The organism is Streptomyces colwelliae (genome assembly GCF_048158785.1).
Lineage (GTDB): Bacteria > Actinomycetota > Actinomycetes > Streptomycetales > Streptomycetaceae > Streptomyces.
The window spans coordinates 1-4,172 of record NZ_JBLTJC010000596.1 but is presented as its reverse complement, the minus strand read 5'-3'; the positions used below and the strand labels follow the sequence as shown (position 1 = coordinate 4,172).

The 4,172-nt window shown below is 64.7% G+C and carries 4 protein-coding genes and 1 tRNA gene; 1 reads left to right on the top strand and 4 read right to left on the bottom strand.

Annotated features, from left to right (window positions below):
- Positions 1-655: 655 nt before the first annotated feature.
- The 4 genes from relB to ACNFOC_RS51545 all read right to left on the bottom strand — a co-directional run bounded on the left by relB (position 656) and on the right by ACNFOC_RS51545 (position 2,603).
- On the bottom strand, positions 656-1,489 hold the full coding sequence (gene relB / locus ACNFOC_RS51560) for a type II toxin-antitoxin system RelB family anti-toxin (protein WP_416965895.1): 834 nt from the start codon (positions 1,487-1,489) through the stop codon (positions 656-658).
- Positions 1,486-2,001: a DUF6879 family protein gene (locus tag ACNFOC_RS51555; protein WP_416965894.1), complete on the bottom strand. Its 516-nt coding sequence runs from the start codon at positions 1,999-2,001 to the stop codon at positions 1,486-1,488. Before ACNFOC_RS51555 ends, relB begins: the two co-directional genes overlap by 4 nt.
- Positions 1,985-2,191, bottom strand: a complete 207-nt coding sequence (locus ACNFOC_RS51550) for a hypothetical protein (RefSeq protein WP_416965893.1) — start codon at positions 2,189-2,191, stop codon at positions 1,985-1,987. Before ACNFOC_RS51550 ends, ACNFOC_RS51555 begins: the two co-directional genes overlap by 17 nt.
- A gap of 340 nt (positions 2,192-2,531) precedes the next feature.
- Positions 2,532-2,603: transfer RNA gene (locus ACNFOC_RS51545), tRNA-Cys, on the bottom strand.
- A 194-nt stretch (positions 2,604-2,797) separates the two neighbouring features.
- On the opposite strand from ACNFOC_RS51545, the gene ACNFOC_RS51540 reads away from it, so the two are divergent.
- A partial coding sequence (locus tag ACNFOC_RS51540) for an MFS transporter (protein WP_416965892.1) occupies positions 2,798-4,172 on the top strand: 1,375 nt, incomplete at its 3' end.

Genomic DNA, 4,172 nt, shown 5'->3' with positions numbered 1-4,172 from the left:
CACGGAGACTTGCGCGATGGCCTGCCCTTGTTCAGGGAGCAGGCACCGCCAGCAGATGCACGCCCCGGGCAGACACCCGCGCGTTCACGAACCTTGACCGGCTACACCACTTCGCGGGACACCATCGCCCCTGTGCGAGCATTGCCGGATCTTGCGGGCCGCCTCGAAGCGCGCGGGAGCGTTCCCGGACTTCTTGGCCGCCTTCAACTCGGTAAGAGCGTTCGCGCACTGCTGGCATCCATCGCGCGGTTTGGCTTCGTACAGCCAATCGTCTAGGGGGAGGTAGACGGCTTCGCTTGGATATGTGGGCGGCCTCATACGGCCACCCCCCCCACACCGTCGCGATGGGAAGCTTTCTTCCCTGGCCTACGGCGCTATGCGGATGGTTGCTGATCTCTCGATTGGCACTCGCCACGGGTTCTGGCACGCCTGCTTCCCGGGCCACTTCGCGGGAATGAGAGAGTGCGGCGCACGTCATGCATCCTTCGACTCCAACCGGTTCCAACCCGGGGAGATTCTTCGCTACTCGTCCGTTACGGGATTCAGCGTGTGGCTGGTGCTCAAGCATCTATCGCCCCTCGGCTCCACGTCTGTCACGTAATGGTGCCGAGAAGCGCCCATGGTTAGGCGATTTATGCGCGTCCTGGGTTAAAGATCATGAGCGGCAGGATGCCGACCACTCCGCGAGTTTTTCCCTGGCGTCCTCTTCGAACAGTGCGCTCTCCTCATATCCGGAGAACTCTTCGAGGTAGCTGCTGACGTCTCTGTCGTCACGAAGTACGAGCAAACCTGCTGATGTTTCGATGGTGGCCAATGACGTGTCGTAGGTGGTGAACGTGTTGAGTGGGTTCGTAGGTGTTGGTGCCCCTGCAGGGATCAACCCGATCCGCACGTTGGGGAGATAGCTCAGTGAGGAGAGTCGATCCATCTGCTCGGCCAAGGCCAATGGTGAGACGACCGGCCAGCGAACGGCCTGTTCCGTGAGGATGAAGGTGAACTGCTTGGAGGCGTCATAGAGGACGGCCTGCCGTGCCAGCTTCCCGGCAACGGCCTTACTTGTATCGGTCGGTGAATGAGCGAGGCTCGCCCGCACGTACTCCGGGGTGGCGAGAAGGCCAGTGACCATGGAGAGCAGGAAGTAGCGCAAGCGTGTCGAGGAGGCTTCGAGGGCCTTCAACTCGGCCTGCCGCGTGCCCAGTCCCTTTCTCCGCAACTCGCGAAGGTTTCGCCATTCGGTGTTCGCCAGGCGTGCGAGAGCTGACACTTCCGCGATCATGTGTGGAGGAGCGTCGAGGGCTCTCAGGATTTGCTCGACGTCGACCAGCGACGGGCGTACTTTCCCGTTCTCGATCCTGCTCACCTTGGACTGAGACATGTTGCAGCGCGCAGCAAGCCGGACCCCTGAGAGCCCGGCTAGCTTGCGTAGTTCTCTGAGCTTCGTGGCCAGCTCCTGGCTGGACTGGCCAAGCTGCTCGGGTTCGAACGTCACTCCTTCACGTACTCCTGGAACCTGACTGACGCAGCCTCGGCAATTCGCTGGTACTCAATGAACCGTGCGGGATCGCCCTCGTACAGCTCTCGGTTGACCTGAGTTCCGTCTTCCTCATAGTTCATGAGAACGACTGTCGACCGGTCGAAGAGCCAGAAGTCTTGCACTCCTTGAAGAGGGTTCTCGCGCTCGGTGACGTCGAGGATTCGGATGTCTTCCCCGGCAAGCGCGTGAGGCGCGTAGTACCGCGAGAACTCGAATCGTAGGTACTCGGAAAGGGGTTGGGCCAGGACATGAACGCGTCCCTTTCGCTTACCTTCCCCTCGGAGCCGCTTCAGGTCTTCCGTGTACGGAGACGAGTAGGTGACCGGGTCGATCCGTTTACCCGCTCGGAAGGATTCGAGTTCGTCTGACTCCTGGGGTACGAGGTACTGAGGCAGGGTCTCCAGGCGCCATGCTTCCCACTGGATTCCACGGAACATCGCCCGCCACTCGTCACCATCCAAGAGCACGGAACGCCTCCCGAAGAACGCTTTCAGGGATCTCAACCAACCCTTCGCCGTGGGGAGGCGTGAAGACGTCGGTGACGTCGCCCTGAACGACGATCGTGCCGCGCTGAGTGCGGTAGACGTTCGGGCAATCGTCCTCGCCGCACTCGCCGTTGCCGTTACCGGTGAGCCGAGTCAGTTCCTCACGCGCCATCGTGAAACCCCCTGATTCGTGGCCCTGGTTGGGCCGTCGCGTACGACGGTACGAGGGGCACCCGGGGAGCGTCTATGCGCTCTCGCGACTATGCGCGTGTTCGCATAAACCCGTTGGGGAGCGCAGGGTCAGCCAGCGGCGGACCGACCTGTAAGGCGGTCCTTCCTGTGCAGTCCCAGCGCACTGGGAGTCACCGAACGGGAGCGTGAAGCGGCTCAGGGGTGCCCGGTTCGGCCGCTCTACGTCCGTTCCAAAGCAAGCAAGCGGCTGACAGGCACCGTTTCTCCAGTGCCGCCAACCGCTCTGCCCTGCTCGTCTCCACTGGTCGAACCAGCTATAGAGGCCGTGGCGGGAATCGAACCCGCGTAACTCGCTTTGCAGGCGAGTCCCTGAACCACTCGGGCACACGGCCGTGTTTGGTGAGTTGACCGTAGGGCCGGGCGGCGGCCCCGGACAAGAGGGTCGGGGGTGGTGCAACGGGACTGCCATACGCCGTTCATGAATGGGGAGTGGTCGTTGGTGGCGCTGGTCGTACGACGAAGGTCTCAGCCCCCGACCATCCTCCGACAGGGGTCAACCCGGCCCGTGGACCTTACGCTGGCCTGCATGACCGTCCTCGAACCTCGTGACGCCGGTGTCACGGACACTGCCTCTGACCTGGCCGGCGAATGCCGTGACACCGTGTTGGGGCGGTCGCATCGGGCGCTCAGTGTCGGGATCGTGTCCGTTGTTCTGCTGATCGCCTTTGAGGCGACGGCAGTTGGGACGGCGATGCCGGTTGCAGCTCGGGAGCTGGGCGGAGTGTCGTTGTACGCGTTCGCGTTCTCCGGGTACTTCACGACCAGTCTCTTCGGGATGGTGTTCGCCGGGCAGTGGTCGGACCGGCGGGGGCCGCTCGGGGCGTTGACCAGTGGGATCGGGGCCTTTGCCGCCGGGTTGGTGGTGGCGGGGACCGCTCAGGTCATGTGGGTGTTCATTCTCGGGCGGGCCGTGCAGGGGCTCGGGGGTGGGCTGGTCATCGTCGCTCTGTATGTCGTCGTCGGGCGGGCGTATCCGGAGCGGCTGCGGCCCGCCATCATGGCCGCGTTCGCCGCGAGTTGGGTCGTACCGTCTGTCGTCGGGCCGCTCGCCTCCGGTGCGGTGACCGAGCATCTGGGGTGGCGGTGGGTGTTCCTCGGGATTCCCGTGCTCGTGGTGTTTCCGCTTGCCCTCGCCCTTCCTCAGATACGGCGGCGGGCGGCCGGGTCGGTGAGCAACGCCGGTGAGCCGTCCGCCTCCTTCGACCGGCGTCGTATTCGCCTCGCCCTCGGGATCTCGATCGGCGCCGGGCTCTTCCAGTACGCCGCTCAGGATCTGCGGTGGTTCTCCCTTCTCCCCGCTGCCGTCGGCGTCGCCCTGCTCGTGCCCGCCGTGCTCGGGCTGTTGCCGCGCGGGACGTATCGGGCGGCGCGTGGGCTGCCCTCCGTCGTGTTGTTGCGCGGGGTCGCCGCCGGGTCGTTCATCTCGGCCGAGTCCTTCGTACCGTTGATGCTCGTCACACAGCGGGGGTTGTCGCCGACCCTGGCCGGGTTCTCGCTCGCGGCGGGCGGTGGGACGTGGGCGCTGGGGTCGTGGGTGCAGGCTCGGGCGCGGGTCGAGCCGTATCGGGAGCGGCTGATGACGGTCGGGATGGTGCTGGTGGCTGCCGCCATCGCCGCCGCGCCGAGCGTCCTCATCCATGCCGTGCCCGTCTGGATCGTCGCCGTCGCGTGGGCGTTCGGGTGTTTCGGGATGGGGCTGGTGATCTCCTCCACGAGCGTGCTGCTGCTTCAGCTGTCCGCTCCGGCGGAGGCCGGCTCCAACTCCGCGGCGTTGCAGATCTCTGATGGGCTGTCCAACGTCGTTCTGCTCTCCGTCTCCAGGCAGAACCGAGCCCACCGGTGTTCCATTGAAAACCCTGCGGCCACCGAATTCACCACCCGCGTCACGCACTACCCCATAC